Origin of the sequence: Croceicoccus hydrothermalis, assembly GCF_022378335.1 — a bacterium.
GTDB classification, from domain to species: domain Bacteria; phylum Pseudomonadota; class Alphaproteobacteria; order Sphingomonadales; family Sphingomonadaceae; genus Croceicoccus; species Croceicoccus hydrothermalis.
On sequence record NZ_JAIQCI010000006.1, the window covers coordinates 98,166 to 122,443 of the forward strand.

22 protein-coding genes are annotated in these 24,278 nt (G+C 65.3%); 8 read left to right on the forward strand and 14 right to left on the reverse strand.

The genetic code is table 11. The features are described from left to right. Positions 1–37 precede the first annotated feature (37 nt). Positions 38–1,429 carry a cryptochrome/photolyase family protein gene (locus K4G67_RS05915; RefSeq protein ID WP_239805462.1) on the reverse strand — a complete coding sequence of 464 codons (1,392 nt, stop codon included), beginning with the start codon at positions 1,427–1,429 and terminating at the stop codon, positions 38–40. Between the two features lie 119 nt (positions 1,430–1,548). On the opposite strand from K4G67_RS05915, the gene K4G67_RS05920 reads away from it, so the two are divergent. Then, a complete protein-coding gene (locus K4G67_RS05920; RefSeq protein ID WP_239805692.1) occupies positions 1,549–2,190 on the forward strand; it encodes a phosphatase PAP2 family protein in 642 nt (213 codons plus the stop codon). A 13-nt stretch (positions 2,191–2,203) separates the two neighbouring features. Here K4G67_RS05920 and K4G67_RS05925 read toward each other — a convergent pair whose 3' ends face one another. Further along, on the reverse strand, positions 2,204–3,238 hold the full coding sequence (locus tag K4G67_RS05925; protein ID WP_239805463.1) for a 2-oxoacid:ferredoxin oxidoreductase subunit beta: 1,035 nt from the start codon (positions 3,236–3,238) through the stop codon (positions 2,204–2,206). 38 nt (positions 3,239–3,276) lie between these two features. Beyond that, entirely contained in the window at positions 3,277–5,241 is a 1,965-nt protein-coding gene (locus K4G67_RS05930; protein WP_239805464.1) for a 2-oxoacid:acceptor oxidoreductase subunit alpha, read from the reverse strand. A 260-nt stretch (positions 5,242–5,501) separates the two neighbouring features. On the opposite strand from K4G67_RS05930, the gene K4G67_RS05935 reads away from it, so the two are divergent. Beyond that, a complete protein-coding gene (locus tag K4G67_RS05935) occupies positions 5,502–5,984 on the forward strand; it encodes an RNA pyrophosphohydrolase (protein ID WP_239805465.1) in 483 nt (160 codons plus the stop codon). Between the two features lie 15 nt (positions 5,985–5,999). On the opposite strand, the gene K4G67_RS05940 is transcribed toward K4G67_RS05935, so the two are convergent. From K4G67_RS05940 to K4G67_RS05960, 5 genes are all read right to left on the reverse strand, one after another. Next, complete coding sequence (locus K4G67_RS05940) at positions 6,000–6,527, reverse strand: tetratricopeptide repeat protein (protein WP_338026397.1); 528 nt, start codon at positions 6,525–6,527, stop codon at positions 6,000–6,002. 81 nt (positions 6,528–6,608) lie between these two features. After that, positions 6,609–7,790, reverse strand: coding sequence for an RsmB/NOP family class I SAM-dependent RNA methyltransferase (locus tag K4G67_RS05945; protein ID WP_239805466.1), 1,182 nt, complete (start codon positions 7,788–7,790; stop codon positions 6,609–6,611). Positions 7,791–7,799: 9 nt separating this feature from the next. After that, a complete protein-coding gene (gene guaB, locus K4G67_RS05950; RefSeq protein ID WP_239805467.1) occupies positions 7,800–9,275 on the reverse strand; it encodes an IMP dehydrogenase in 1,476 nt (491 codons plus the stop codon). Between the two features lie 161 nt (positions 9,276–9,436). Beyond that, complete coding sequence (locus K4G67_RS05955; RefSeq protein ID WP_239805468.1) at positions 9,437–10,507, reverse strand: M20/M25/M40 family metallo-hydrolase; 1,071 nt, start codon at positions 10,505–10,507, stop codon at positions 9,437–9,439. Between the two features lie 4 nt (positions 10,508–10,511). Beyond that, positions 10,512–11,297, reverse strand: coding sequence for a 3-hydroxybutyrate dehydrogenase (locus K4G67_RS05960; RefSeq protein WP_239805469.1), 786 nt, complete (start codon positions 11,295–11,297; stop codon positions 10,512–10,514). Positions 11,298–11,389: 92 nt separating this feature from the next. On the opposite strand from K4G67_RS05960, the gene ypfJ reads away from it, so the two are divergent. Beyond that, positions 11,390–12,265, forward strand: a complete 876-nt coding sequence (gene ypfJ, locus K4G67_RS05965; RefSeq protein WP_239805470.1) for a KPN_02809 family neutral zinc metallopeptidase — start codon at positions 11,390–11,392, stop codon at positions 12,263–12,265. A 47-nt stretch (positions 12,266–12,312) separates the two neighbouring features. Next, complete coding sequence (locus K4G67_RS05970) at positions 12,313–12,843, forward strand: hypothetical protein (protein WP_239805471.1); 531 nt, start codon at positions 12,313–12,315, stop codon at positions 12,841–12,843. Between the two features lie 47 nt (positions 12,844–12,890). Here the strand turns inward: K4G67_RS05970 and K4G67_RS05975 are convergent, their stop codons facing one another. After that, positions 12,891–14,453: a M56 family metallopeptidase gene (locus K4G67_RS05975; protein ID WP_239805472.1), complete on the reverse strand. Its 1,563-nt coding sequence runs from the start codon at positions 14,451–14,453 to the stop codon at positions 12,891–12,893. After that, positions 14,450–14,833, reverse strand: a complete 384-nt coding sequence (locus K4G67_RS05980; RefSeq protein WP_239805473.1) for a BlaI/MecI/CopY family transcriptional regulator — start codon at positions 14,831–14,833, stop codon at positions 14,450–14,452. The genes K4G67_RS05975 and K4G67_RS05980 overlap by 4 nt, the downstream gene beginning before the upstream one ends. 128 nt (positions 14,834–14,961) lie before the next feature. On the opposite strand from K4G67_RS05980, the gene K4G67_RS05985 reads away from it, so the two are divergent. Then, the gene (locus K4G67_RS05985; protein ID WP_239805474.1) at positions 14,962–15,600 is read left to right on the forward strand and encodes a peptidylprolyl isomerase; all 639 of its coding nucleotides are present in this window, start codon (positions 14,962–14,964) and stop codon (positions 15,598–15,600) included. 13 nt (positions 15,601–15,613) lie between these two features. Here K4G67_RS05985 and K4G67_RS05990 read toward each other — a convergent pair whose 3' ends face one another. Both K4G67_RS05990 and K4G67_RS05995 read right to left on the reverse strand, forming a co-directional pair. Next, the gene (locus K4G67_RS05990) at positions 15,614–16,624 is read right to left on the reverse strand and encodes a glucokinase (RefSeq protein WP_239805475.1); all 1,011 of its coding nucleotides are present in this window, start codon (positions 16,622–16,624) and stop codon (positions 15,614–15,616) included. Between the two features lie 58 nt (positions 16,625–16,682). After that, the gene (locus tag K4G67_RS05995; RefSeq protein WP_239805476.1) at positions 16,683–17,840 is read right to left on the reverse strand and encodes a D-alanine--D-alanine ligase; all 1,158 of its coding nucleotides are present in this window, start codon (positions 17,838–17,840) and stop codon (positions 16,683–16,685) included. 95 nt (positions 17,841–17,935) lie between these two features. Here K4G67_RS05995 and K4G67_RS06000 point away from each other — a divergent pair, with 95 nt between their 5' ends. After that, entirely contained in the window at positions 17,936–18,694 is a 759-nt protein-coding gene (locus tag K4G67_RS06000) for an alpha/beta fold hydrolase (RefSeq protein ID WP_239805477.1), read from the forward strand. Then, positions 18,691–20,295, forward strand: a complete 1,605-nt coding sequence (locus K4G67_RS06005) for a Mur ligase family protein (protein WP_239805478.1) — start codon at positions 18,691–18,693, stop codon at positions 20,293–20,295. Before K4G67_RS06000 ends, K4G67_RS06005 begins: the two co-directional genes overlap by 4 nt. 3 nt (positions 20,296–20,298) lie before the next feature. Here K4G67_RS06005 and K4G67_RS06010 read toward each other — a convergent pair whose 3' ends face one another. Further along, positions 20,299–21,063 (reverse strand): molybdopterin-dependent oxidoreductase, encoded by a 765-nt coding sequence (locus tag K4G67_RS06010; RefSeq protein WP_239805479.1) that lies wholly within the window; start codon positions 21,061–21,063, stop codon positions 20,299–20,301. Then, entirely contained in the window at positions 21,060–21,911 is an 852-nt protein-coding gene (locus tag K4G67_RS06015; RefSeq protein WP_239805480.1) for a cytochrome b/b6 domain-containing protein, read from the reverse strand. The genes K4G67_RS06010 and K4G67_RS06015 overlap by 4 nt, the downstream gene beginning before the upstream one ends. Positions 21,912–22,092: 181 nt before the next feature. Here K4G67_RS06015 and K4G67_RS06020 point away from each other — a divergent pair, with 181 nt between their 5' ends. Continuing rightward, complete coding sequence (locus K4G67_RS06020; RefSeq protein ID WP_239805481.1) at positions 22,093–24,234, forward strand: malate synthase G; 2,142 nt, start codon at positions 22,093–22,095, stop codon at positions 24,232–24,234. Positions 24,235–24,278: the final 44 nt, after the last annotated feature.

A 24,278-nucleotide genomic window follows, 5' to 3' on the forward strand; every position in this document is an offset into this window, starting at 1 on the left:
TGCGCCGCTTGCCAACAGGCGGAAAGCACGCCGTGCCCTATCCCGCGCGATCCTTCATTTCGCCATAGGCGTCGAGCGCGCGTTGCCGGGCGACCTTGTGCGCAATTCGCTTTTCGGGATAGCCGTCGGGCCGGCAATCGTCGTCCGGATCGTGAATCGTGTCATCGCCAAGATGGCCGAGTTCGGGCACCCAGTCACGGATATATTCGGCGGCATCGAATTTCGGCGATTGCGAGAGCGGCGCCATGATGCGCGGGAACATGTTGCTGTCGACCCCCGTGCCCGCGATCCATTGCCAATTCACGCCATTGTTCGCGTAATCCGCATCGACCAACGTGTCCCAGTACCACCGTTCCCCGTGGGTCCAGCGGATGAGCAGATGCTTGATGAGGAAGCTTGCCGCGATCATCCGCACCCGGTTGTGCATCCAGCCGATATGCCACAATTGCCGCATCCCCGCATCGACGATGGGGTATCCGGTGCGCCCCTGCTGCCACGCTTTCAGATCGGCGGCGGCCTCTTCGTCGCTGTCCGGATCGCGCCATGGGAAATGCTCGAACTGTTCGCGATAGCCACTCTCGGGATATTCGGGAAACTGGCAGATGATGTTCTGCGTATAGTCATGCCACAGCAACTCGCCGCGAAAGCTGTGCAGCCCTTCCCCGCTGCGCCCTTCCAGGGCCTTCCATACCTGCGTCGGCGAAATCTCGCCCCAATGGAGGTGCGGCGACAGGCGAGATGATCCGTCGACCGACGGCAGGTTGCGATCGGTTTCGTAGGACGCGACCCGTTCGCAGAATTCGTCGATCTGGTCCTGACCTGCGCTTTCGCCCACGGCCCATTCGCTGCGAAACCCTTCGGCCCAGTCGGGCTGTGTCGGCAGGAGGTTCCAGTCGTCCAAGTCGTCGCTGTCGGGCCATGCGTCGGGGAGCGTCAGGCTCGGCACGTCGAGCGGATCGCGCTGCGGCAATTGGCGGGTCGCCGCCTTTGCGAAGGGGGTGTAGATCTTGTACGGATCGCCCGAACCGGTCGTGACGCTGCCGGGCGGCAGCAGATAATTCCCGTCATAGAGGTTGAGCGTGACCCGCTCACACAGCGCGTCCTGCGCCTTCACCCACCAATATTCGTAATGGCGGATGGCATGGACCGCCTCCGCCCCCGTGTCCTCGACCAAGGCGCAAAGTTCCTCGACCGCGTCACCGCGCCGAAGGATCAGCCGCGAGCGATGCTGCGCGAGCCTGCGCGTCATCGCGTCGAGGCTGTGGTGAAGCCACCATCGCGACGCCCCGCCGAGCGCGCGATCCCCCGCCCGATCATCATCCAGCACATAGACCGCAATGACCGGCCCCTGCGACGCGGCGGCGCACAGCGCGGGCTGATCCGAAAGACGCAGGTCGCGCCGCAGCCAGACGATTTGCGGGGCGGTCATTCAGGTCTCCTTGATGGTCGTTATGTCTGGAACGGGAACGGGGGGCCTTGCGCGAATGTTCCATGACGATGTCACCTGCGCCCCCAACGCCCGCCCCGCCACGCCCATCCCGACCCGTGATGCTCGCTTTCGCGGTGTTGCTGTGGGCGGGGTTTGCGGTTGTGGTCTGGGCGGTATTGGCCGGACACACTGCACAGTTCGATACGGTTTTGCTCCGGTTGCCGCGGATGGCGGACGGGGCGGCGCGGGGTCCGGGCTGGGGCCATGAAATGATGCGCGATGTGACTGCGCTGGGCGGCGTGCTGCTTCGCAATTTCTTCGCGCTGATCGGAGTGGGTATTGCCGCGTTCGTCCTGCGCTGGCGGGGGATCGCGGTGTGGCTGTTCGTGACGGTGGCATCGGGCTGGCTGGTGAACAGCGTGATGAAATATGCGTTCGCGCGGCCCCGGCCCGAACTCGTGCCGCATCTGGCGGAGGCAGACGGCCCCGCCTTTCCCAGCGGGCACAGCTTCAACGGTGCGGTCGTCTATGTCGCTCTGGCGCTGGCCTTCGCGCCTTGCGTCGTGCGCGCATCGGCACGCCATGCGCTGATCGGCGCGGCGATGGTTCTGGCCGCGCTCATCGCGATGAGCCGGATAGGGCTCGGCGTGCACTGGCCCAGCGATGCACTGGCCGGATGGCTCGGCGGGACAGGCTGGGCCGTGCTGTGCGCCGCCGCGTTTCGCCCGTTGCCGATCGGGCGGGACACGGCGCGCGCCTAGTCCGGCCGGGCGCTCAGATCGGATCCTGCGCCGTGCCCGACACGGTCCAGGTCTGCCCCTTGCGCAGCAATGCGGCGAAGTCGGTGGACTTGCCGGCTGCGTCCTTCGCATTGCGCGCGTGGACCATGTCCTCGTAAACCGGCGCGGGATTGTCGTAGATCACGCCCAGCGCCATCGGGAACGGCCCGAACGGCATCTCGATCAGCATGTGGGCCAGCGTCTTGCTCTTCGCATTGTGCGTCATCACGCCTGCGCCCTGCCAATCGCCCTCGACGACATCCACGACCTTGAGCGTGAGCGTATCGGTATCGAGCGCAAGCCCCTTCGTGCCCTTCGCGAACAGCATCGGCTCACCGTCGGTCAGCCAGATCTGCGTTTCGGACGCGGTCTTTTTCTGCGTGAAATCGTCGAACACATCCTTGTTATAAACGATGCAATTCTGGAAAATCTCGATAAAGGCCGCGCCTTTGTGCGCATGGGCGGCCTTCAGAACATCGGGAAGATCCTTCGACACGTCATAACCGCGCGCCACGAAACGCGCCCCCGATCCAAGGGCGAAGGCGCACGGGCTGGCCGGTGCCTCGACCGAACCGGCCGGCGTCGACGGGCTGGTCGTGCCGGGACGGCTGGTCGGCGAATATTGCCCCTTGGTCAGGCCGTAGATCTCATTGTTGAACAGCATGATCTGCATGTTCACGTTCCGGCGCAGCACATGCATCATGTGATTGCCGCCGATGGAGAGCCCGTCGCCATCGCCCGTCACCAGCCACACGTCGAGGTCGGGATTGGCGAGCTTCACCCCCGTCGCAACCGCGGGCGCGCGCCCGTGGATGGTGTGGAAGCCATAGCTTTCCATGTAATAGGGAAAGCGGCTGGAGCAGCCGATGCCGGAAATGAACACCGTATTGGCCGGGTCGGCGCCAAGCTGCGGCAAGGTGCGCTGCACCGCCTTCAGAATCGCATAGTCGCCGCAACCGGGGCACCAGCGCACCTCCTGATCGGTTTCCCAGTCCTTGAGCGTGGTCGTTACGGGGGTCATGTCGTTCATGTCGCGTGTCCTTTTGGACTGATTAGGGCTGGACTGGCTCAGGATTGGGCTTTTTCGGGGCTGGGAAGCTGCGTGTCGTTCACGTCGACCTGCCCGCCCTCATTGCCATCGACATCGTCGAAATAGGCAGCGATCGCGGCCTCGATCTCGGCGATGGCAAAGGGCTGCCCGCTGGTCTTGGTCAGAGACTGCGCATCGATCAGGAAATGATCGCGCAGCACGGTCTTGAACTGTCCGGCGTTCATTTCGGGGATCAGCACGTTATCGAACCCGGCTAGCAATTCGCCCATGTTCTTCGGCAGCGGCCAGATGTGGCGGACGTGAATGTGGCTGACGTCGATGCCTTTCTTGCGGGCGCGGCGGACGGCCTGATGGATGGGGCCGAACGTGCTGCCCCAGCCGACCACGGCGAGCTTGCCGCTGGTACTGCCCATGCACACGTCCTGATCGGGGATGTCGCCCGCGATTCCCTCGATCTTGTCCTTGCGCGCGTCGGTCATTGCCTGATGATTGGCGGGCGAATAATCGATGTGGCCGGTGCCCTGCGCCTTCTCGATCCCGCCGATGCGGTGCATCAGACCGGGTGTGCCCGGCTTGATCCACGGGCGCGCACCCTTTTCATCGCGCGCGAAGGGAAGCAGCGTTTCATTGCCGTCGGCATCCTTCGCGTTCTTCTCGGAGAGGAACTTCGCCGGGAAATGCTCGAAACCGGTGGGATCGGGCACTTTCCACGGCTCGGCCGCATTGGCGATATAACCATCGGTGAGCAGCATCACCGGCGTCATGTAATGCACGGCAAGGCGGCATGCCTCGATCGCGCATTCGAAGGCGTCGGCCGGGCTGCGCGCCGCGATCACGGGGAGCGGCGCGTCGCCGTTACGGCCATAGACCGCCTGGTAAAGGTCGCTCTGCTCGGTTTTCGTGGGAAGGCCGGTGGACGGACCGCCACGCTGCGAATTGACAATGACGAGCGGGAGTTCGGTCATCACGGCAAGGCCCATCGCCTCGCCCTTCAACGCGATGCCCGGCCCCGAAGAGCTCGTGATGCCGAGCTGTCCTGCATAGCTTGCGCCGATGGCGGCGCAGATCGCGGCGATCTCGTCCTCCGCCTGAAACGTGGTGACGCCGAATTCCTTCAGATTCGCCAGATGGTGCAGGATGGCCGACGCCGGCGTGATGGGATAGCCGCCGAAAAACAGCGGCAGTTCGGCAAGCTGCGCCCCCGCCACGAGGCCGAGCGAAATACTCTCCGCCCCGGTGATCGTGCGATAGAGGCCGGGATCGCTTTCGACCGGCGCGACGTGATATTGCTTGAGCGGGCCGGAAATTTCCGCCGTCTCGCCATAGGCATGGCCCGCGTCCAGCGCCGCGATATTCGCCTCGGCCAGATCGGGTGCCTTCTTGAACTTCTGCTTCAGCCAGTCATGAATCGGTTCGCGCGACCGGTCGAACATCCACAGCGCGAGGCCGAGCGTCCACATGTTCTTGCAGCGCAGCGCCTCCTTGTTGCCCAGCCCGAACGGCTTCACGGCCTCCAATGTGAGCGCGCTGATGTCGAAGGCCAGCACGTCCCATTTCGCCAGCTCGTCCCCGTCGAGCGGGTTGTGATCGTATTTCGCCTTGTCGAGATTGCGCGCCGTGAACTCGCCCGTGTCGGCAATGATCAGCCCGCCGGGTTTCAGCGCGGCCAGATTCACCTTGAGCGCGGCGGGGTTCATCGCGACCAGCACGTCGGGCGCGTCGCCCGCGGTTTCGATCGCAGTAGAGCCGAAATTGATCTGAAACGCCGAAACGCCGAAAAGCGTGCCCTGCGGCGCGCGGATTTCGGCCGGAAAATCGGGGAACGTGGCAAGATCATTACCGGCGAGCGCGGTGGACAGCGTAAACTGCCCCCCGGTCAGCTGCATGCCATCGCCAGAGTCCCCGGCAAAGCGGACGACGACCGCCTCTGTCTGACCCGACGGGGTGTCGGGGGCGGCGGTGCTTGCGATCTGTGAAGCCATTGTCATCCTCGGTATCGGCCCGAATGAAAAGCGCGGCGGGCGGCGCGTGCCCGAATTGCGGGCGGCGGTCATTGCCTGACTAGTCTTCTGAACCCAAGCGTTCAATTTAGAAAAAGTTTCCGCCCCGCCGCGATGCGCTTTGTCCGATCTGCCTGCCCGCCGCGCCGCGCGATGTTCACACCATGGCCCGAACCGGTTGCAAAACGCGTGTCCGGGCGGCCAGATGGCGCCAACATCCGCGAATCGAAAGAGCGAACCGCATGAGCAAACCCGACCCCGCCCTTTACCGCCCGTGCGCCGGGTTGATGATCGTGAACGAGAACGGCCGCGTCTTCGTCGGCAAGCGGCTCGATACCAAGGAGGGCGACTGGTGGCAGATGCCGCAGGGCGGCGTCGATCCGGGAGAGGATGTGCACGATGCCGCCTTTCGCGAAATGTACGAGGAAACCGGCATCCCATCCGACAAGGCCCGGATCGAGGCGGAGAGCGAGGAAGAGCTGTTCTACGACCTGCCCGACGAGTTGAAGGGCAAGCTGTGGGGCGGAAAATATATCGGACAGCGTCAGCGCTGGTTCCTCGTCCGGTTTACAGGGACCGATGCGGATATCGACCTCAACGCGCATAGCGAGGCGGAGTTTGCCGAATATCGCTGGGTCGATGCCGACACGCTTCCGGCGATGATCATTCCGTTCAAACGCCCCGTTTACGAGGCGGTCCTGTCGCAGTTTCGCGACCGGATCTGACGCCGGGCCGAGCGTTCAGTTCACCTCGACCGGTTCGTCCATCCCGGCCATCGTATCACCGCCCGATGCCTCCGCCGAACGAACCGGTTCGACCGGCCCCCGTTCGATCGCGGCGGCCAGCGCGCCGACCTCGGCACAATCGTTGCCGCACAGCGATTTGAGCCGGGTCAGGTTCTGCTCCGCCTTGGCGATCGCGCCCTTCTCCGCCATGGCGGCACCTTCCCCGGCAATGGCGGACAGATTGCCGGGATCGAGGATCAACGCCTGCCGGTAATAATGGATCGCCTTGCCCTGCAGCCCTTTCGTGCGGGCGACATCGGCAAGTGCCATGAAAATGCGCGCATGGCCGGGGGCAAGAACGGCCGCGGCCTCGAACCGGTCGGTCGCGCCGGCGATGTCGCCGCTCGCAAGCGCGGCATCGCCCGATCGCAGCAGGCTTGCCACCCGCGGATCCGCCGGTTCGGGCGCCTTGCCATGACCGGTGCTGGCGCTGATCGCGACGAAGAGCGACAGGGCGGCGGCAATCGGGGTGTAGCGCATCATCAAATCCTTCCAGGCCGGGTCACGCTCCCTGCGCGGGCGATCGAACGATGAAGCGAGAGGGCGGTCCATGTCCGGCCAAGCCTAGCACGCGGCGATATAGCGCGCGATGAAAAACCCATCGGTCGCATCGTGCAACGGCGTCAGCCGCATCCCGGTTCCCCGCCTCCGGCCAAGCGGCAGATCGGGCGTGTCCGCCGAGAATCCGGGGTTGCGCGACAGGAAACCATCGCCCTGCTCCGCCCCTTCGACATCGAGCAGCGAACACACGACATAAACCACGCGCCCGCCCGGTTTCACCAGCCGCGCGGCAAGATCGAGCAGCCGCGATTGCAGCGCCGCCTGCTCCTTCAGGCTGGCGGGCGTCACGCGCCAGCGCGCCTCGGGATTGCGGCGCCAGGTGCCCGTCCCGCTGCACGGTGCATCGACGAACACGATATCGGCCTCGCCCTCCACCTGCGTCAACGCGTCCATTTCGTGGCCGGGATTGAGGAGCACGGTTTCCACGATCGTCACCCCGGCGCGTTCGGCGCGTTCGGGCAATTTCTGAAGCCGCGCGCGCGAGGTATCGGCGGCGATGATACGCCCCTCGTTCCCCATCGTCGCGGCCAGCGCGAGCGTCTTGCCGCCTGCGCCCGCGCACAGGTCCACGACGGTCATTCCCGCGCCCGCCCCCGCGGCGAGGCAGGCGATCTGGCTGCCGGTGTCCTGCACCTCGACAGCGCCGCTCTTCCACGCGTCCCAATCCTCGACCCGAAGCCCGGTTTCCAGCCGCAGCCCGTGCGGCGCCGCGGTGGGCTCCGCCGTTTCGGGCAGGGACAACGTATCGCGCCGCGCTTTCAACGTATTCACGCGCAGATCGAGCGGCGCCCTTGCCGACAGGGCATCCTGCTCCTCCCGGTCGAGACCGCTGCCCATCATCTCCTCGCGCAGCCAGCGCGGCGCGGTGTCGAGATTGGCGACCGGTTCGCCCGGCTCGATCTGGTCCGGGCCGTACGGGCTCCCGTCGAACATTGCGCGCAATTCCGGCCGCTGCTTGCTCAAGGCCAGCATCGCGGCGCGGCCCGACACCGGAACCTCGCCGCAGGCCCGGATCGCGGCATAGACCAGCTCGCGAATCGCGCGCCTGTCCTTCGAGCCGGCATAGCGATTGTCGCGCGCCCAGTCGGCGATGATACGGTCGGCGGGCGGGCCATTGCCGCGCGCGCCCGCGATCACCGTGTCGAGAATGTCGATCGCGGCTTTCACGCGGGCGGACGGGGTCATGGCTGTTCCTTAACGCGTGGGATAGTTGGGCGCTTCGCGCGTGATGGTGACGTCGTGGACATGGCTTTCGCGCAGGCCCGCACCGGTAATGCGCACGAAACGCGCATCCTTACGCAGCGCGTCGATCGTGCCGCACCCGGTATAACCCATCGCGGCCTTCACCCCGCCGACGAGCTGATGGACCACATCCTTGGCCGGGCCCTTATACGGGACCTGCCCCTCGATCCCTTCGGGGACGAGCTTCATGGAGTCCTTGATGTCCTGCTGAAAATAGCGGTCCGCGCTGCCGCGGGCCATGGCGCCGACGCTGCCCATGCCGCGATACGCCTTGTACGCGCGGCCCTGATACAGGAAGGTTTCGCCCGGTGCTTCCTCGGTCCCGGCCAGCATCGAGCCGATCATGATGGTGGATGCGCCCGCCGCCAGCGCCTTGGCCGCGTCGCCGCTCGTGCGCAGGCCGCCATCGGCGATGACGGGCACGTTCGACTTGTCCGCTTCCTCCGCCGCATCCATGATCGCGGTCAATTGCGGCACGCCGACGCCCGCCACGATGCGCGTGGTGCAGATGGAGCCGGGACCGATGCCGACCTTGATTCCGTCGGCCCCTGCATCGATGAGCGAGCGCGCCGCCGCCGCCGTGGCGACATTGCCGGCGATGACCTGCACGTCGCCTTGCAATGCCTTCACCCGTTCGACGGCGCGGGCGACATCCTTGTTATGCCCGTGCGCGGTATCGATGACGACCACGTCGACCCCCGCATCGACGAGCGCGCTGCTGCGTTCATACCCCTTGTCGCCGACGGTGCTCGCCGCCGCGACGCGCAGGCGACCTGCCGAATCCTTGGTCGAATCGGGGAAGGTCACGGCCTTTTCAATGTCCTTGACCGTGATGAGGCCGATGCAATGATACGCATCGTCCACCACGAGCAGCTTCTCAATCCGGCGGCTGTGGAGGAGGCGGCGCGCCTCGTCCTGCTGAATATCCGCCGATACCGTGGCGAGATTGTCGGCGGTCATTAATTCACGCACCGGTTGCCGGTCGTTCGCGGCAAAGCGCACGTCGCGATTGGTCAGGATCCCGACCAGCCGGCCCGATTGCTCGACCACCGGGATGCCCGAAATCCTGTGGCTCTGCATGATGGAGCGCGCCTCGCCCAGCGTCGCATCGGGCGCGATGGTGATGGGGTTGACGACCATGCCGCTCTCGAACCGCTTCACCTGCCGCACGGCGTCGCATTGTTCCTCCACCGTGAGATTGCGGTGCAGCACGCCAATGCCGCCCATCTGCGCCATGACGATGGCCATCTCACTCTCGGTCACGGTATCCATCGCGCTCGACAACACCGGAATGTTGAGCGTGATGTCCCGCGTCAGCCGCGTGCGCGTGTCGGCAAGGCTTGGCACGATGTCGGATGCGGCGGGCTGCAGCAGCACATCGTCGAAGGTAAGGCCGAGGGGGATGTCGGAAGAAAGGCGGTTTGGCACGGCGAAGGGATGCTTTCGTTCGGTGAGCGGGCGGTTCGTTGCGGGCGGGCGGCAATGATGCGGCGCCCCCCACGCGAGGGACCGCCTCCGCCCGGACCCTCCTGAAACCGCCCGGCAATGAGAGTCGTGCATCGCCCTCTAACCGCCCCGCGCCTTCGCCGCTAGGGGGTGGTCGCGCTTTCTGTTCGCACGGGGCGCCCATCGGACCGCAACCGGCCGGGAAAGCGGGCCGGGTCCGCCGCCGCCCGAACGAGTGCGGTATGGAGGCGCACCATGTCGACCGCCGCGCCCAGCTCGACCGTCTCGAACTCGTCGCCGGGGCGGTGGTAATTGCCGTCCATGTACCGGGCGAGCCGCGGGGCATCGGCGAAACTCGCACTCACCATCACCGCGGGCAGCCCGGCCCGCATCAGGGCATAGCCATCCTGCCGGCGCAGGAACATGGCGTTCACCGCGTCGGGATCGATCAGCACAATCGCCTCTTCGTCAGCGACGCTGTGAACCAGCCGGGCCAGCGGGTCGCCTTTTTCGCCGATCACGACTGCCGGTGCGCCCGCAGGGGCCAGCCCTTCGCTGTCGATGTTGAAGGCGGCGACGAACTTGCCCAAGGGCACGGGCGGATCCTGGGCAAAGGCGCGCGCCCCCAGAAGGCCGTTCTCCTCCGCCCCGGTGGCGAGGATATAGACATCGCGCTTCATCCGCGGTCCGCCGCGAAGGTTGCGCGCAATTTCGGTAATCATGGCAAGCCCGGTGGCATTGTCGACCGCCCCGTTGCAGATCGTGTCGATGAACCGCCGCCCGCACGTGGCGTTATGGGCGCCCAGATGATCCCAATGGGCGAGCAGCAGAACGGCACCCGATTGCGGATCGGTCCCCTCGATCCGCCCGATGAGATTGTAGCTTGCAACCATTTCGCCGTTCGCGCCTGTCATGCGGAACGGCGCGCGCCAGGGGCTCGCCGAATCGTGGGTGCCCGATTTCAGGCCGATCGCCTTCCACTGCGCCTGAAGATAATCGAGCGTCAGCCCTTCGCCCTGCGTGCCGGCCGCGCGCCCTGCGAAACGGTTGGAGGACAACACCTCGACATGGGAGGACAGCGCCTCCGCCACGCTCGCCGGCTCACGCTCACGCGCCGTCGCACACGCCGAAAGCAGCGCCGTGCAGGCCGCCGCCCACGCGCATCTCGCGGCCCGTCGCATCCGCCTGCTGCCCCCGTTCGCCTCGTTTTTCATCGCGTCATTGCGCGGTCCAGCCGCCGTCCATGCTGATATTGCCGCCGGTCATGTTCTGCGCCGCATCCCGGCACAGGAACACCGCAAGCGCGCCGATATCCTCGGGCTGCGTGAATTTCTTGGTCGGCTGTCCGGACAGGAGCACGTTTTCGATGACCTCCTCGCGGCTGAGCTTGCGGGCCTTCATCGTGTCGGGGATCTGATTCTCGACAAGCGGGGTCCAGACATAGCCGGGCGAAATGCAATTGGCCGTGATATTGTCCTGCGCGAGTTCGAGCGCGACCGTCTTCGTCAGTCCGGCCAGCGCATGTTTCGCCGCCACATACGCCGATTTATACGGCGATGCGGCCAGCGAATGCGCGGAGGCGGTATTGATGATGCGCCCCCATCCCCGCGTTTTCATCATCGGCACGCACAGCCGGCACGCATCGAACGCCGCCGTGAGGTTCAGTGCGATGATGCTGTCCCATTTTTCGGGCGGGAATTCGTCGATCGGGGCGACATGCTGCATCCCGGCATTGTTGACCAGTATGTCGACCGCGCCAAATCGGGTCCGCGCCGCCTCGATCAACGCCTCGGTCTCTTCGCGCGCGGTCAGGTCGGCGGGCACGAACGCAACCTCGACCCGGTGATCCTGCGCCATCTTGGCCCGCGTCTTTTCGATCTCCGCCTCGTCGCCGATGCCGGTCATCACAATATTCGCCCCCTCCTGCGCGAACGCGTCGGCGATGGAATGCCCGATGCCCGAGGTCGATCCTGTGACGAGTGCGGTTTTTCCGGTAAGGAACATGTTATACTCCAAAGAATTATCCGGTCTGGCATGAAGGGGGCAGCATGACCGGGCCGATTCGGCACGATCGGCACCTGCGCAAACGAGGTAACATGAGGCTGAACGATTTCTCCCGTAATATACGCGTGCGGGACCAGCGCGGTTCCGGCGGCGGTATCGGCGGGGGCAAGAAACTGGGATGCGGGGCAATCGTCGTCGCGCTGATCGGGGCGGTGTTCTTCGGGATCGACCCGATGACCACGCTCGGCACCATCGACCAGGTCAGCCAGTCCGCGCCCACGGGCGGCACACAAGGACAGGTGCAAAGCGGCCAGACCGTGGAGGAAAGCTGCTCCGTCGGGCCGTACAGCCGCGAAAGCTGCGCCGCGCTGTCCTCGCTCGACGAGACATGGGCGCCCCTGTTTGCCGAGGCGAATATCCCGTTTCAGCGGCCGACGCTCAACTTCTATGACGGACAGGGGCGTTCGGGTTGCGGCAGCGCGCAATCGGCGATGGGGCCGTTCTACTGCCCTGCGGACGAAGGCATATATATCGATACCAGCTTCTATGATCAGATGGAGCGGCAGATGGGCGCCGGCGGCGATTTCGCGCGCGCCTATGTCATGGCGCACGAATACGGCCACCACGTTCAGAACCTGACCGGTCTCGCCGATCAGGTGCGCAGCGCGCAATCGTCGAACCCCGCGGGCGCGAACCCGCTACAGGTGCGCATGGAGCTGCAGGCCGATTGCTACGCCGGGGTGTGGGCCGCGAAGAACCGCGACCTCATCGAACCCGGCGATATTCAGGAAGGCCTGCGCGCCGCCAGCGCCATCGGCGACGATACGCTGATGCGCAATGCCGGGCGGCGCGTATCGCCCGAAAGCTTCACCCACGGTTCAAGCGCACAGCGTATGGAATGGCTGCAACGTGGGCTTCAGACTGGAGACGAGGATCAATGCGACACCTTTGCCGATTTGCGCCGCTGATTGTTGTTGCGGCCGCTTTCTGTGCCCCGGCCATGGCGCAGGAGGACATGCGCGATCCCGATTTCGAGGCGGAGGATCTCGCGACGCAGCCTCTTCGCGATCTCAACCTGCACCGGGACGATATTCCGCCGCTGCTGATCGATGTGGCCGCCGCCCCCTATGCGACGGGCGGGTTGCACGATTGCGCGCAGATCGCCCGCGCGGTGACCGATCTCAACCTTTATCTCGGCGTCGATATCGACCAGCCCGCGGTTGAAAAGAGCGACATGCAAAAAGGCACGAACATGGCGGGCAATGTCGCGAAGTCGCTCGTGGGCGGGCTTATCCCCTTTCGCGGTATCCTTCGCGAAGTGACGGGCGCGAACGAGGAACGCCGCCGTTTCGAGCGGATCGTGGGCGCTGCGCTCATTCGGCGCGGTTTCCTGAAAGGCATGGGCGAGGCGCGCGAATGCGAATGGCCCGCGCGCCCGGCCCGCGAAGGCGACGTGTTCGATCCGGTCGCGCGGCGGACCGCGGAAATGAAACCCTCGCCAAATGGCGGCACCGCGGAACAGGTGGCGGTGAGCGAGACGCCGTAACCCGGCATCCCGCTTCGCTCCCCCACTTCCGGCCCGGCGAAAGGGTTTCAGTCGCCCCTATCGGCGGACCGGAACTCTTCCTCCATGTCGTGTAATTCCTGATCGAGCTCGCGCAGCGTGTCCGTGCGGACGTCGGCGGGGATCGAACGGCTCGCCGCGATGGAGCGACGGGCGGCCCGCACGGCGGAGATCGCACTGGCATAGGCCTCGCGTTCGATCGCCCGTTCATCGACGACCTGCGTCTGCACGACCTGCCGCCGGCCTTCATCATCAACCCCGAAAAGCCGGGTGACATGACGCTTGCCATCGCCGTCGCTCGACACGGTGTGGTCGATGTCGGGTACGACCTTCATCGCGGCGCGCACGCTTTTTGCGATCATGGGGCCAAGCTGCTCGATCTCGGCTTCGAACGCTTCCATTTCGGATTCGAACGCCTCGGCCTCGGCTTCGGTTCTCGACGCTTCGGCCTCGATACGCGCTTCGTGCGCGAGGCGGTCGGCCCCGTCCCATGTGTCGGGCATGTCCTCACCTGTCGGCTCCTGCACGAAATTGGCGGGCATCGGCGGCGCCGCGGGCGGCACGGGTGACGGCGGGGCGGCGGGAAGCGGCGGCGCGGCGGGCGCGGGATATTCGGCCTGTTCCCCTTCTGCGAAGCTGATCGTCGCAGACAGGGGCAGAGCGACCAGCACCGCGCCCGCGATCGCCATGCGGCCTGCACGGCGGCGGCGGGTGCTGCCTTCCTCCTGCGTGAGGCTGCGCAGACGGTGGACGATCGCCTTTTCACCGAGCGCCGGGCCGATCTCGCGGAACCCTGCCATCGGTGCGGCGAGCGCCATGTGCTGCTCCCGCGCGAAAAGCACGATCACCTCGCCATAGCGCGCGCGCTCGGGACGGCTCTTGCCCGCCATGACATGCGCGTCGCAGGCCGCCTCCTGATCCCGGCGCATCGCGCGCCAGCCCAGCCACGCGACCGGATTGAACCAGTGCAGCGCCGGCACCGGCTGCGCCAGTATATTGGCCAGCAGATCGCCGCGGCGGTGGTGCGCGATTTCATGCGCGATGGCGAAATCGCGGGCCTCGCGGCTTGGTTGCGACATGAAATTCACAGGCATGGCGATCACCTTGTCACGTATGCCGAAGGCAAGCGGCGCAGCGACCTCGCGGCTTTCGACCATGCGGATATCGCCGACCTCGCCCACCGGAACCGCGCCGCCCAGCAGGCGCGCCCGCATCGCGCGATAATTGCGCATGCGCCACACGCAAAACACAACTGCCCCGCCGAGCCAGACGGCCATTGCAACCAGGCCGAGAATATCGCCGCCCGTCCCGCTCTGCACCGCCGCATCGGCAAAGGATGCGGTCCCTGTATCGGCATCGACGATCGATGGATGCACCGGCGGCGCCTTTTGCGCGAAGAGCGGCACTTGGCGTTCCGGGGCCAGCCACGCCGGCAGCACGATCGGCGGCATCAAGAAACGCAAGGCCGGAAGCAGCCAGAGCGCATAGGCGAGCCGCGCACCGAACAGATGCGCCATCGGCCGGCGGATCAACAGCACCACGGCGATCAACACGCCCGTGGCGAGCCATGTATCGAACAGAAACCCGGTCATTTGCGCAACTCCTGCAAGAGAGCCTCGATCTCGGACAGATCCTTTTCATCCAGCGCTTCGGCCTGCGCCAGATGGGCGAAAAGCGACGACGCACGCCCGCCGAACAACCGGTCGACGAGCCGCCGCGATTCGGTGCCCACATAGTCGGCGCGTTCCACGACGGGGGAATAGAGAAACCGGCGCCCGTCCGGTGCCGTTTCGACCGCGCCTTTCTGGCTGAGTCTGGAGAGCAGCGTCTTTACCGTGGCGAGGCTCCACCCGCGCGATTCGCCGATGCGGTCGGCCACCTGCGCGGCGGTGAGCGGCGCGTTGGTCCACAATACCTCCATCACCGCATGTTCGGCCTCGCTGATGCGTTCGGTCTGGGGGCTGCTCATCATTTGCTCCACGCTATACGACTACAGGTGTAAGCGATTCGATTACATCTGTAAATGCTGGCTGAGCGCACGAAATGACGTTCGTCGATCCCGGTATGTCGTTCGTCGAAGCGATTTGGCATGATCGCGACATGTTCAAACGATTCGCCCTTGCCGGTCCGCTCGCTCTTGCCATGGTGTCGCCGATGTCCGCATCCGCGCAGGATACGGCCGCGCCCGCAACGCAGGATGTCGTCATCGAAACGACGATGGGCAACATCACCGTCACGCTGGAAACCGCGCGCGCGCCGGTCACCACCGGCAATTTCCTACGCTATGTGGATGAGGATCGCTTCGACGGGACCGTTTTCTACCGGGCGATGCGGCTCGATTGGGGGGAGCAGCCCAATGGCCTGATACAGGGCGGGACGCGCAACGATCCGGAGCGGATCCTCGACCCGATCGCGCATGAACCGACGAGCGAAACCGGCCTCACCCACGACACCGGCACCATTTCGATGGCGCGCTTCGATCCCGGCACGGCGACCGGCGATTTCACGATTCTGCTTGCCCCGCTGTCCAGCATGGATGCCGATCCCGCGTCGGACGACCCATCCCTGCGCGCAGGGTTCGCCGCGTTTGGCCGGGTGGTCGACGGCATGGAGGTGGTACGCGCGATTTTTTCCCGCCCGCTCGATCCCGAGGCCGGGGAAGGATGGATGAAGGGGGAGATGTTCGCCGATCCTGTGGAAATTGTCGACATACGCCGGGTGACACCGGCGAAACGCTGAACCCCTTGCGGGCCTAGTCGTACGCCTGCGCAAAGGCGGCGGCGGCACCGAAAAGGCCCGGCTGCGGATGGGTGATCAGCTTGACCGGAATCGTTTCCATGAGCGCGCGGAACCGCCCCTTCGCCACGAAACGTTCGTCGAACCGGCTGTCGAGGAGCTTGTCCTTGAGCCTGAGCCCCAGCCCGCCGGCGATCACCACCGCGTTGGCACCATGCGCGAGCGCGAGATCGCCCGCCACGCTGCCCAGGATCATGCAGAAACGCTGACACGCCTCGATCGCGACGGGATCCGCATCGGTCATGGCGGAGAGCCACAATTCGCGATCGTCGCCCGACGGCATCGGCAATCCCTCGATCGCGGCGATCGCCTCGGCGAGCGGGACGATCGCGGGGCCCGAACACATGCGTTCGACCGACACGCGGGGAAGCACCTCGCGCACGTGGGACAGGATGCGTTCGTCGATGCGGTCCTCGGGCGCAAAGCCGATATGCCCGCCCTCGGTCGGCTGCACGCGATAGCTGTCCTCTTCGCGCGCGCCCTGAAACAATTGCGCCACGCCGAGCCCGGTGCCCGGCCCGGCCACCGTGGTGACACCGGTGCGCGGCAACGGAATCTCCGGCCCGGCGAGATGGATGAAATGGTCCTCGTGCGCCGCGGCGACGGCATGGCCGACCGCCTCGAAATCGTTAATGATGACGTGGTCGTCGACCTTCAGCTCTTCGGCGATCTGCGCGGGCCGCACGACCCAGTGCGAATTGGTGAAGCGTATTTCCTCGCCAGTGACCGGCCCTGCGACCGCGATCGCCGCTGCGCGGGGCAATTCGTAATCGACCGCGTCGGCAAACCGGTCCCATGCCGCGGCAAGGCCGGCAACGCTGCTCGTCGCGAAGGTGTGCGGCGTGCCCAACGACACCACGCGCCCATCGGCAACCTCGGCCAAGGCAAAGCGGGCGTTCGTTCCCCCGACGTCGATGGCGATGACGCGGGTGGTATCGTGGGTCGGCTCGTCGGGTTCGCTGTCCATCAATGCCGTGCTAGCTTTGGCGACGGGCGCGGACAAGCGGATTTGCACGCTTGCCGCTCTATCGCGGAAGGAGATAGGCGCCCTGCGGCACCGGATCGTCGAACCGCTTGACCGTATCGGCCAGCGCCTCGGTGACGAGATGGTCGATCAGTTCGGGGAACAGCAAGGGCCGCGCCGCCGCCTCCCACAGGAAGAATCCGTAGCTGCCCGGTATTGCGTTGATCTCGTTGAACCACAATTCGCCGGTTTCGCGATTTGCCATGAAATCGATGCGCGGCGCGCCCCGATGGCCGAGTGCGACGAACACCCGGCGAGCATAATCGTGAATGCGGTCCCGAAGCTCGGCCGGAAGGTCGGGGTTGACGTCGCGGGTGAGCGAAAGCATTCCCTCGCTCGGCAGGAACGCGCCTTTCGTCCCGCCACCCGATGACAAGTATTTCTCCTTGAAATCAAGGAGTTCCGCACCAGACTTCGGACGCTCTATAGCCGAAAGCGCGACATCGTGCCCGGTCCAGCGCATGGCGATGTTATATTCGACCAGATTCTGAACCTGCGGCTCGATCAGGGCGAGATTGTCCTGCGCCAGCACATAGGCGACCAGCGGCAAGAGATCCGCCGCCGTCTTCGCCAGACCCACACCGATCGACGAGCCGAGATTGGCAGGCTTCACGATTGCCGGGAAGCCGAGCTTCGCCTCCACCTCCGCGACAAGATCGGCAGAGCGCGCGAGCCGCGCCCGGTTGGCGGTCACATGATCCAGCACGTTCACGCCCGCCAGCTTGACGAGCGCCTTTGTCGCATCCTTGCGCATGGCCATGGCGCTGCTGCCCGCGGCAAAGCCGGTGACCGGAATGCCGAGCAGTTCGAAATGCCCCTGAAGCCGGCCGTCCTCCCCGAACGGGCCGTGAAACACGGGCAGCACGCAATCGATCGGCGTCTGGATACCGGATTTCAGCTCCTGCATCACCGGGCCGCGTTCGGACCAGCGGAAGAACACTTCGGCCGCACCCGCAGGTTTGGGCTTGAACCGCCTGATATCGCGGAGGAAAGGCGCGGAGAAAAAGCGGTTCTCGAAATCGGTGTAGACGGGCACCACCTCGATATTGCGGACATCGGCGGCATCCATCAGCTGATGCGCCGACACGACGGACACGTCATGCTCCTGGCTTGCACCGCCGAACATCACCGCCACGCGTTTCCTGTCGTGAGCCGTCAAAACATATCCTTGGGTCTGAAGTTTTCCGCCGTCATGCGCCGCTTGCGCGCTTGCTTCGTCTTGTGCCGCAAATCAAGCACTGTAAGAAGGGCGTCATGCAGCCCCCCCATCATATTCGGATCGGCACGCCGGGCAAGCCGCGCGTCGTTTTTGCCCATGGCTGGGGTCGCACCCACCGTGATTTCATCCCGGTTGCGGAGGCGCTGGCCCCGTCGGTCGATGCATATCTGTTCGACATGCCGGGTTTTGGCGAATCCGAACGGCCCGCCGATGCGTGGGGAACCGCGGATTACGGGCAATTCATGTCGGAACATCTGCTCGACGCACTGGGCATCGATTCGTGCGTATGGGTCGGGCACAGTTTTGGCGGGCGCGTCGGATTGCGCATCGGCGCCTGTTCGCCGGGCCTGTTGCAGCATATGGTGATCGTGGCGGGTGCGGGCGTTCCGCGCGACATCGGCTGGCGCGAGGCGATGAAGCGCAAGCGCAGCGCCGCGAAGTTCAAACGATTGAAGGCCGCCGCAAGGGATGAGGACGCTCTCATCGCGCTCGAAAACCAATATGGCAGCCCGGATTACGTCGCGGCGCGCGAAACCGGCATGCGCGACATTTTCGTCGCCACGATATCGGAGGATCAAAGCGATCAGCTGCACAAGGTCGCCGTGCCCACGACACTGATCTACGGCGGCGCGGATACCGAGACGCCGCCCGAAATCGGCCGGAAACTGGCCGCCGGCATTCCGCAATCCGAATATATCGAATGCCCGTATTATGACCATATCTCGATCCTCGATCGCGGACGGCATCAGATCGCCCTCGCCATCAAGGAAGCATTGCCGGGAGACACGGCGTGACCTTCGCACTGATCCTGTTCGCGGTGGCGGCCTATGCGCTGGCATGGGTGCGCATCCACACGCTGCTGACCTATTTTCAACAGGAAGAATATAACGGACGCCGTTTCATCGGCGCGGTTCTGCGCGTGCGGTTGTTCGATGTGAAGGCCAGCGTGGTGCTTGCGATCAGCACCGCGGTTGCGCTGTTTCTTCCTGCGAGCAGGACGGGCGCCATCGCGCTTTCGCTGCTGATTTTCGTGGATGCGGGGCTGCTGGCGCTGATCGCGTGGCGGGAGCGCGGCTATGGCTACAAAAAGCCGCTGGTGATGACGGGGCGGGCGCGGCGCATTCGCAACCTTGCGGCGATCCTCGCGCTGTTCGTCATTGCGGCGGCGCTGTCGGGGCCGCTGGCGACGTTGGTCGCAGTGCAATTGCTGCCGCTGGCGCTGATCGCGGGGAATGCCGTGCTCGCCCCGCTGCAGGAGCGGGAGAACGAGGGATACATCGCCGAAGCGCGGGACAAGCTTGCCCGGCTCGACCCCCGCCGCATCGGCATCACCGGCAGCTTCGGCAAGACCACGACGAAGCATATCTTTGCCGAAGTGCTCGCCGTGTCCGGCCCGGTGTTCTACTCCAAGGGTTCGATCAACACCGTGCTCGGCCTCACGCGCCATATCCGCGAGCGTCTCCAATTCAGCCACCGCTACTTCATTGCCGAGATGGGCGCCTATGGCATCGGTTCGGTCGCGCGGCTGTGCCGGTTCGTGAAGCCCGATTTCGGCATCGTGACGGCCATCGGCGATGCGCATACCGAACGCTTCGGCTCTGTCGAAAATATCGCGAAGGCAAAGAGCGAGCTGGTCGAGGCGGTGTGCGCCAATGGCGGCGTCTCGCTCGTTGCGACACAGGTGATGGATTACGAACCGTTCCGCGCCCTTCGCGATGCGCACCCGGCGCAGGTCGTGACCGTCGGCCCCGAAGAGGACGCCGACATCCGGATCGAAAGCGCGGAACTGCACGAAGCGGACTGGCACATCGTGCTCGACGACCGGCGCGAGGGCGGTTTCGGCTCGCTCGCTTACGAGCTGCCGCTGCTGGGTGAGCATAATGTGATGAATTCCGCGCTGGCCGTGGCGGCCGCCGCGGTGATCGACCCGACCGTGGCGCGGCGCATTGCGTTGGTGACCCCCGATGTGGAGCAGGTGCCCCATCGCCTGCAAAAGCGGGAGAGCCAGGGCGAGGCGCTGGTGCTGGACGATGCGTATAACGCGAACGAGCAGGGTTTCCGCAATGCCGTCTCCGTGCTGGCCGAGCTGGCGCGGCAACGCGGCGGGCGCGCGATCCTGGTCACGCCGGGCATTGCCGAGCTTGGGATGGAGCACGACCGCGTGCATGCGGCGCTGGGCGAATATACGGCGGGCCATGCCGATATCGTCTATGCCGTGAACCCGTCGCGCATCGAAAGCTTTACCGCAGGGTTGCGCAAGGCTGGCAAGGAACCGCACGAGGTCGACAGCTTTGCCGAGGCGCGCGCCGCGCTCGAAAAAATCGCGACGGCGGAGGATGTCATCCTTTATGAGAACGACCTGCCCGACCTGCTGGAAGAAAAGCGCCTGCTCTGAGCCTCAGATTCCGGCCCACCAGGCATAGCGGGCGCTGTCCTCCCAATATCCGCCCTTCCCGCCCGCTATGCTCGCGAAATCGGCAATCGCCTCGATTCCCGTCACGAATTTCGCGTGCTTGTAGCCCAATTGCCGCTCCACGCGCAGACGCAAAGGCGCGCCGTGCCGTTCGGGCAGCATTTCGCCGTTCATGCGCCATGCCATGATCGTCTGCGGATGAAACGCCTCGACCAGATCGATCGTCTCGTAATAAGGCGTATCGCCGTAATTGTCGGCGCAGCGGAACAGCACGTAACGCGCCCGCCCCCGGTCCAGCCCCGCCATGTCGAGCAGCAACTTGAGCGGCGTTCCGGTCCACGCGCCGATGGCGCTCCACCCCTCGACGCAATCGTGCTTCGTAACCTGCGTCCGGGCGGGCAGGTTCATCAGATCGCGCAGCGTGAGTTCGAACGGGCGGCGCACCAGCCCGCCGATGCGCAGCCGGTAATCGGCAAAACCATTGGCCAGCATCCGGCGATATTCGGGCGTATCGACCGTGCGCGAGCCATTGGCGCGAAACACCGGGCTGCGCTGCGACAGCGCATATTCGGGAGCCAGCGCGCGTCGGTCGGTGACGAGCCGCTGCGCATCGCGGGTGAACCCGTCGAGCGAATAGACCACATCCGACACCGGCCCGGTTTCCAGTATCCGCTGACACCCGCCGAGCGTCGCACCCGTGCCGAGCAGCGCCGCACCGCGCGCCAGCATCCCGCGCCTCGTAACGCTCATCGCTTTTCCTCCGGCAGGCGGAACCGCCCCGTTATCATGCTCCGCAGCTCGTTCACCGGTCCGGACAGCAGGACCATCGCGATATGCACGATGATGAAAAGGACCAATGCGAATGCCGCGATGAAATGCACAGAGCGGGCCGATTGCCGCCCGCCGAACAGGTCGAGGATCCATCCCCACGATGCATTCATGAACGGGCTCATGCCAAGTCCGGTCAGCACGATCGTCGGCAGGATGACGAACAGCACGGCGAGATAGCTCAGCTTCTGCAATATGTTGTAACGCGCCGCCGCCGCACCGGTGGGAAAGCGCAGCCGTGCATGATCGCGGATGTCGCGCCCGATATGCCGGGCGCGCAATTCGCGTTTTGCGGGAAGAAGATCGCGCGCGACATGCCGGTTCGCGATGCTCCACACCATATACAGCAGCCCGGCGATGCCGAATATCCACGCGCCGAGGAAATGATAACGCCGGCCGTCGGCAAGGCTGTAGTAATTGGGCAGGGTCATCCAGTGCGGAAAGGCGCGCGTCATCGTGCGCCCCTCCTTCTCCCACACGCCGAGCATGCCGGTCGTCCGGATCGCCGCATCGCCCACGCGCAGATACCCCTCGGCCCCCGCAACGGTATCTCGCGCGCCGATCTGAAGCCACGCGCTGTCGTAATTCGCGCCGTAATGACCCCAGTAAAGCCGGGGATGCGCGTTGAAGATCATCAATCCGCTCATCAATAGCGTGAACACCGCGGCCACATTGGTCCAGTGCCACAGCCGCGTGGACAGCCGATGCCGCCGCACGATGCGTCCGCCCGCCTGCCCGCCGGGCGTTTCCACCTGTTCGGGAATTGCCATGGGGTCACCATGCCGCGCCGCCGCCCCCCTTGGCAAGCGGCATCGGCCGCGCACCGGCCCGCGGCAGGTGCAAATCTTACAAGCACGACGGCCCGCCTTTACGCAAAAGCACAAGGTCGGCGGTTTCGCCGATGCCGCCGACCCCCTACCCCCTCCGGCAACAGGCAGGAGGAGAAGGGCGATGACGCAGCAGAACACGATGGAGAGAACCGGCACGAACAACGGGCGCGTACCGCGTGCCGGGCTGGACGTGGCGAAGGAGCTTGCCGAGTTCGTCGAAACCCGCGCCCTTTCCGGAACCGGCCTCGACGCCGATACCTTCTGGCAACGTTTTGCCGCAATGCTGGACGAGCTGGTGCCCGTCAACCGCGCCCTGCTCGACCGGCGCGACACGTTGCAACGGGCCATCGACGAATGGCATGCGGCCCGCAGTGGCGAGCCAATCGACACCCAGGCTTACATGCAATTTCTCCACAAGATCGGCTATCTCATTGAGGAGCCGGCACCGTTTGCCGTCGATACCCGGAACGTCGATCCGGAGATCGCGACCATGGCGGGGCCGCAACTTGTCGTGCCGGTGCTCAACGAACGGTTCGTGCTCAATGCCGCCAACGCACGCTGGGGCAGTCTGTACGATGCGTTCTATGGCACCGACGCGCTGCCCGGCACGCCGGAGCCGGGCGGGTATGACGCGGCGCGCGGCGCCAAAGTGATCGCGGCGGGGCGGGCGTTCCTCGACGAAACGGTGCCGTTGCGCACGGGGTCATGGGCCGATTGGGACGGGAGCGAACCCGCCCTGAGAAAAGGGGAATTGCGGGGGCGGCGCGGCAAAGGCTGGCTCCTGCGGCATAACGGTCTTCATATCGAGATCGTCGTCGACCGCGATCACCCCATCGGCCGGACCGACAGGGCGGGCATTGCCGATATCGTGATGGAGGCGGCGATCACCACAATCGTCGACATGGAGGATTCGGTCGCTGCCGTCGATGCACAGGACAAGGTCGCCGCCTATGCCAACTGGCTCGGCCTGATGCGCGGCGAATTGACCGCGCATTTCCGGAAAGGCGGAAAGGATGCGAGCCGCACGCTCGCCCCCGACCGTGAATATACCGGGCTCGATGGCGCGTTCACCCTGCCCGGGCGCAGCGTGCTCTTCGTCCGCAATGTCGGCCATCTCATGACCAATCCGGCCATTCGCCTGCCCGATGGGTCCGACGTGCCCGAAGGGTTGATGGATGCCGCGATCACCGCGCTGTGCTCGCTGCACGATCTCAAACGGCTCGGCAATCCGGCCATCACGAACAGCCGCACGGGCAGCATCTATATCGTGAAGCCCAAGATGCACGGGCCGGAAGAAGCCGCCTTTACCAACCGCCTGTTCGACGCGGTGGAAAACATGCTGAACCTGCCGCGCCATACGATGAAGGTCGGCGTCATGGACGAGGAACGCCGGACGAGCGCCAATCTCGCCGCCTGCATCGCGGCGGTGCGCCACCGGATCGTGTTCATCAATACAGGGTTCCTCGACCGAACCGGCGATGAGATCCACACCGCAATGCACGCCGGTCCCATGGTGCCCAAGGGCGAGATGAAGGCGGCAGAGTGGATCGACGCCTATGAACGGCGCAATGTCGCCATCGGGCTTGCCTGCGGGCTCGACGGAAAGGCGCAGATCGGCAAGGGCATGTGGGCGATGCCCGATCGCATGGCCGACATGCTGGAGACAAAGATCGCCCATCCCATGACGGGGGCGAATACCGCGTGGGTCCCCTCCCCCACCGCCGCGACCTTGCACGCCATCCATTACCACCGCGTCGACGTGTTCGCCCGGCGCGAGCAGATCGCACAGGAGGGCATCCCCCCGCTCGAAAACCTGCTTCGCGTGCCGCTGGCCGATGGGCGCAACTGGTCCGACGACGAAATCGCGCGCGAACTCGACAATAATGCGCAAGGCATCCTGGGCTATGTCGTGCGATGGATCGATCAGGGAGTCGGGTGCTCCAAGGTGCCCGACATAAACGATATCGGCCTCATGGAGGATCGCGCCACCCTGCGCATTTCATCGCAGGCACTGGCGAATTGGCTCATGCACGGGGTATGTAGCGAGGCCGATATCGACGCCGCCCTGCGCCGCATGGCCGTAAAGGTCGATGCGCAGAACGCGGGCGATCCGTTCTACGAACCGATGGCGGGCCGCTGGGACAGCAGCCACGCCTATCGCGCCGCACGCGCGCTGATCGTCGAAGGGGCGGCGCAGCCTTCCGGCTATACCGAACCGCTGCTGCACGCATGGCGTCTGCGCAGGAAGGCAGAAGCGGCCTGAGGCAGGACGGGCGCCGGTTTGCCACGCATGCGGCGAACCGGCGC

Bases quoted from the DNA above. Each gene is read 5' to 3' on its own strand.
- K4G67_RS05915 (WP_239805462.1), bottom strand. From the start codon at position 1,429: ATGACCGCCCCGCAAATCGTCTGGCTGCGGCGCGACCTGCGTCTTTCG.
- K4G67_RS06010 (WP_239805479.1), bottom strand. From the start codon at position 21,063: ATGAGCGTTACGAGGCGCGGGATGCTGGCGCGCGGTGCGGCGCTGCTC.
- K4G67_RS05955 (WP_239805468.1), bottom strand. From the start codon at position 10,507: ATGAAAAACGAGGCGAACGGGGGCAGCAGGCGGATGCGACGGGCCGCG.
- K4G67_RS05945 (WP_239805466.1), bottom strand. From the start codon at position 7,790: ATGACCCCGTCCGCCCGCGTGAAAGCCGCGATCGACATTCTCGACACG.
- K4G67_RS06000 (WP_239805477.1), top strand. From the start codon at position 17,936: ATGCAGCCCCCCCATCATATTCGGATCGGCACGCCGGGCAAGCCGCGC.
- K4G67_RS05920 (WP_239805692.1), top strand. From the start codon at position 1,549: ATGCTCGCTTTCGCGGTGTTGCTGTGGGCGGGGTTTGCGGTTGTGGTC.
- K4G67_RS06015 (WP_239805480.1), bottom strand. From the start codon at position 21,911: ATGGCAATTCCCGAACAGGTGGAAACGCCCGGCGGGCAGGCGGGCGGA.
- K4G67_RS05925 (WP_239805463.1), bottom strand. From the start codon at position 3,238: ATGAACGACATGACCCCCGTAACGACCACGCTCAAGGACTGGGAAACC.
- K4G67_RS05970 (WP_239805471.1), top strand. From the start codon at position 12,313: ATGCGCGATCCCGATTTCGAGGCGGAGGATCTCGCGACGCAGCCTCTT.
- K4G67_RS05975 (WP_239805472.1), bottom strand. From the start codon at position 14,453: ATGACCGGGTTTCTGTTCGATACATGGCTCGCCACGGGCGTGTTGATC.
- K4G67_RS05980 (WP_239805473.1), bottom strand. From the start codon at position 14,833: ATGATGAGCAGCCCCCAGACCGAACGCATCAGCGAGGCCGAACATGCG.
- K4G67_RS05990 (WP_239805475.1), bottom strand. From the start codon at position 16,624: ATGGACAGCGAACCCGACGAGCCGACCCACGATACCACCCGCGTCATC.
- K4G67_RS05935 (WP_239805465.1), top strand. From the start codon at position 5,502: ATGAGCAAACCCGACCCCGCCCTTTACCGCCCGTGCGCCGGGTTGATG.
- K4G67_RS05985 (WP_239805474.1), top strand. From the start codon at position 14,962: ATGTTCAAACGATTCGCCCTTGCCGGTCCGCTCGCTCTTGCCATGGTG.
- K4G67_RS05940 (WP_338026397.1), bottom strand. From the start codon at position 6,527: ATGATGCGCTACACCCCGATTGCCGCCGCCCTGTCGCTCTTCGTCGCG.
- K4G67_RS05930 (WP_239805464.1), bottom strand. From the start codon at position 5,241: ATGGCTTCACAGATCGCAAGCACCGCCGCCCCCGACACCCCGTCGGGT.
- ypfJ (WP_239805470.1), top strand. From the start codon at position 11,390: ATGAGGCTGAACGATTTCTCCCGTAATATACGCGTGCGGGACCAGCGC.
- K4G67_RS06020 (WP_239805481.1), top strand. From the start codon at position 22,093: ATGACGCAGCAGAACACGATGGAGAGAACCGGCACGAACAACGGGCGC.
- K4G67_RS05960 (WP_239805469.1), bottom strand. From the start codon at position 11,297: ATGTTCCTTACCGGAAAAACCGCACTCGTCACAGGATCGACCTCGGGC.